Raw genomic sequence first — 3,710 nt, 5'->3', positions numbered from 1 at the left:
GCGTGAAGGGGGCGTCCGGTCCGTCGGGTGCCTCTGGCGCGTCCTTTGGCGGCAAGGTGGATCGCACGGAATCGCTCGTCGGGCCTTCGGGTCTGGTAGGCTCCAGCAACGTCCAGGGCCCCCAGGCCACGGATCCGATCGCGGCGCAGGCGCTCGCCATCGCCAAGCGGCTGAAGAACGGGGGCTTCAAGAGCAAGGAGGAGGCGACGAAGGCCCTGGTCGCGGAAGTCCTCCAGGAGAAGCTGAACATGAAGTCCGCTGCCCTCACGGGCCGCATCGCCGGGGCGCTGCAGGATGATCCCCGGCTGAACCAGGTTCTCGAGCGGCTGTGGTCCAAGGCCGAGTGAGCGCGCCGCTTGCCTCTGGGTGAAGACAGGAAGGTCATCCTGGAGAAGTACGGCCCGTACGTGCGGTCGCTCGCGGCCACCGTGCGCAAGCAGTTCAATGCCCAGCTGGAGCTGGATGAACTGCTGGCCTATGGGCAGATCGGCCTCCTGGAAGCCGCCGAGCGCTTCGACCCCAAGGTCGGCGCCAACTTCCTTACCTTTGCCCACTACCGCATCAAGGGCGCCATCTTCGACGGCTTGAGGAAGATGGGCGTCCTGCGCGGCTCCGACGCCCGCACCGCCTATCAAGGCGAGCGCGCGACGGCGTATCTGGGAAATCTGGCGGACCGCGAGCAGGGCGCAAGCAACCGCGGGTCGTCATTTGACGATGATATTGGAGACATCTCGGATGCCGTGGCGGGCCTCGCGGCGGTGTTCGCGGCGGGGGCGGAAGGGGCGGAGGCGGCGGGCTACGTGGATGAATCGCTCCCGGCGGATCAGCGCCTGGAGATGGAGCAGTTGAAGAACCGGGTGCGCTCGGCCATCGAGAAGCTTCCGGAGAAAGAGCGCAAGCTCCTGCAGGGCTATTACTTCCAGGGACGTACGCTGGAAGAAGCAGGGGCGGAGATCGGGCAGTCGAAGAGCTGGGCGTCGCGGCTTCATGCGCGCGCCATTGACCGGCTCAAGGAACTCTTGAACGAGGAGGAGGAACTCCCTCCCCCCTCGACGGATGCAAGGAGGGTGTCACATGGCGGCTCCGATGAGCGGCATCTCCGCGGGACAGGTAGCGCAGCAAAAGCTGCAGGACCAGGGCGCGCAGCAGACTCAGAAGACGGGCGCGTCGAAGTTCGACGGAGTTCTCGCTGACAAGGCGCAGGGCGCCGGCCAGGTGGACGCCGCCCAGAACGTGAACAAGGCCCAGGCCGCGCAGGCCACCCAGAAGGTGGACACCGTCCGCCAGGTGGAGACCGTCAACAAGGCGGAGAAGGCCAACCTGAACAAGGTGAGCGGCGCCGCCCAGCAGCCCGCCACCGCCAAGGGCGCCGAGCCCGTGGACGCGAAGGCCGAAGCCTCGAAGACGACCAAGTCGGGCGGCATGGTCTCCGACCTCGTCTCCGGTCTGGAGAAGGGTCAGGTCAGCATGGACAAGCTCATCAAGGAGGCCTCCTCCGGCAAGAACATGTCCAACGCCGAGCTGCTTGGCCTCCAGGCGTCCATGTACAAGTACTCGCAGGAGTTGGACCTCACGTCGAAGGTCGTCGAGAAGGCCACCAGCGGCCTGAAGGACGTCGTCAAGACGCAGGTCTGAAGTCCCACCCGCCGGGCCATGGCGGCATGTGAAGGGCGGTCCCTCCCAACGTCGGGAGGGGGCGCCCTTCCGCGTTTTGCAAGGGCCCTGTTAAGCTAAGCGCGCCCATGACTCGCCGAACGCCCGTCTTCGCCGCCCCGCTCCTCGCCCTGCTGTTCCTCACCGGCTGCACCATCGAGCTGCAGCACGAGCTGACGGAGGCGGACGCCAACGAAATCTACGTCCTGCTCAGCAAGAACGGCATCAAAGCCACGAAGGAGAAGGCGGAGGGTGGCAACGAAGTGCGCTTCACCATCGTCGTCCCCAAGGGCGACGCCGCGCAGGCCGCGGAGCTCCTGAAGCGCAACTCGCTGCCGCGTCCGGTGGAGAAGGGCCTGTCCCACTTCGCCAAGGGCAGCATGGTGCCCACCGCCACGGAGGAGCGCGCCATGCTCCTCAAGGCCATGGCGGGTGAGGTCTCCAACGCGCTCAACCAGATCGACGGCGTGCTGGAAGCGCGCGCCATCGTGATGGTGCCGGAGAACAACGACCTGTCGCAGCCGGAGAACAAGCCGATGCCGTCGGCCTCCGTGTTCATCAAGTACCGCGCGGTCGAGGGCGGCAAGCCCCCTGTCTCGGTGGACGCGGTGAAGCAGTTCGTCGCCAGCTCCGTGGCGGAGCTCAAGCCGGAGGCCGTCACCGTGCTGATGACGGAGGCCATGGCCCCCACGGCGGAGACCACGGAGACCAACCGCCTGCAGGACGTGCTCGGCGTGCGCATGACGGCCGCCAGCGCCAGCACCTTCAAGATGATCCTCGGCGGCGCGTTCGCGCTCATCCTGGCCATGATGGGCGTCACCGCGTGGACCTTCATGCGCGGCGGCTCCGGTGGCGGTGCCCCCGCCGCGGCGGCCCGTCCCGCGCGTGCGCGCGGCGGTCGCGAGGGGTAGTCCTGCTCGTCGCTCCCCGCGGCCCTCCTGGGGTGGTCCGCGGGACTCTGTCCTCCAGGCCGGGGACACCGTCTTCAATCTTCAGCGGGCCACCTGGGGGCCCGCGAGGTGACCGTTGGATTCCTTCTTCACCTCGCTCAGCAAGCGCCAGACGATGATGCTGCTCACCGCGGTCACCTTCGGTGGCCAGGAGAGCATGTCGGCGCTGGAGCACCTGCCGGACGAGGAAGGCGCGCTCCTGCGCCACCGCGCGCAGGAGATCCTCCAGATTCCGCGAGAGAAGCGCCTGCCCGCGGTGGTGCAGGAGCTCAAGCGCCTGATGAAGGACCGGCGCGGCCAGCTGTGGACCGCGGATCCGGAGCGGCTGGCGGCGCTGCTGCAGCGCGAGCGCGGCGCCCTGGTGGAGGTCACCCTGCGCGCGCTGCCCGGCAACATGGCGGAGGCGGTGCGCGGCCACCTGCCTCCCTCGCGCGTGAAGCTCACCCGTGAGGTGCGCCCGCAGATCCTGGACATCATCCGCTGGAAGCTGGAGGAGGCGCTGTCGCGCGAGGCCGCCGGCCAGTCCGCGGGCTTCAAGTTCGCGGACGTGCTCAACCTCCAGACGCGTGAGCTGCTCACGGTGAGTGACCGCCTGGGCGCGCGCGTGCTGGGGCCCGCGCTCGCGGGGCTTCCGGAAGAAGAGCTCAACGGTTTGATGGAGTCGCTGCCTCCGGATCTGCTCCAGCTCGCGAGCAAGTCCGTGGCGGCCAATGCGCCGCGCAAGCTGCCGGAGGAGGACGCGCGCGCGCAGCTCAACCTGCACGACGGCTTCAGCCGGCTGGCCGGCGCCATCCGCAGCGCGGGCGTGCAGCGGCTGGCGCGCGCGTGCGTGGCGCAGTCCCCGGAGTTCGCCGCGCGCATGCTGGAGAAGCACCGCGGTGAGTTCGGCCACCTGGTGGCGAAGTGGGTGCGCGAGGAGCGCTCGCGGCCGACGGCCCGGGGCGACGGCGGACGCACCGACATCGTCATGGACCTGGAGCGGCTGGCCGTGCGCGGCCTCATCGAGCGGCCCGTGCGGCTGACCGCGCCGCCGCCGCGCCCCTCCGCAGTGCTGCCGCCTCCGCCGGGAGCGCGCAAGCCCGCCGCGGCGGCCCCGGCAGCCCGGCC

Annotated in this window: 4 protein-coding genes and 1 pseudogene; all 5 read left to right on the top strand. The window is 69.2% G+C overall.

Annotated features, from left to right (window positions below):
- The first annotated feature begins 2 nt into the window (after positions 1-2).
- A complete protein-coding gene (locus D7X55_RS37290; RefSeq protein ID WP_121725514.1) occupies positions 3-347 on the top strand; it encodes a hypothetical protein in 345 nt (114 codons plus the stop codon).
- Positions 348-356: 9 nt separating this feature from the next.
- Positions 357-1,193, top strand: a complete 837-nt coding sequence (locus D7X55_RS37285; protein ID WP_120553102.1) for a sigma-70 family RNA polymerase sigma factor — start codon at positions 357-359, stop codon at positions 1,191-1,193.
- 22 nt (positions 1,194-1,215) lie between these two features.
- Positions 1,216-1,635 carry a hypothetical protein gene (locus tag D7X55_RS37280; RefSeq protein WP_014398428.1) on the top strand — a complete coding sequence of 140 codons (420 nt, stop codon included), beginning with the start codon at positions 1,216-1,218 and terminating at the stop codon, positions 1,633-1,635.
- A 107-nt stretch (positions 1,636-1,742) separates the two neighbouring features.
- Positions 1,743-2,564, top strand: coding sequence for a type III secretion protein (locus D7X55_RS37275; RefSeq protein ID WP_120553101.1), 822 nt, complete (start codon positions 1,743-1,745; stop codon positions 2,562-2,564).
- Positions 2,565-2,679: 115 nt separating this feature from the next.
- Positions 2,680-3,710, top strand: a pseudogene (locus D7X55_RS37270) (hypothetical protein); the annotation flags it as partial.

Source organism: Corallococcus sp. AB049A (assembly GCF_003668885.1).
In the GTDB taxonomy this organism is placed as follows: Bacteria; Myxococcota; Myxococcia; order Myxococcales; family Myxococcaceae; genus Corallococcus; species Corallococcus interemptor.
Note: the sequence above shows the minus strand (reverse complement) of the source record. Positions and strands in the feature narration are given on the sequence as shown.

What these genes read in the sequence shown, in the direction of transcription:
- D7X55_RS37275 (WP_120553101.1), top strand. Translation starts at nt 1,743, where the DNA reads ATGACTCGCCGAACGCCCGTCTTCGCCGCCCCGCTCCTCGCCCTGCTG.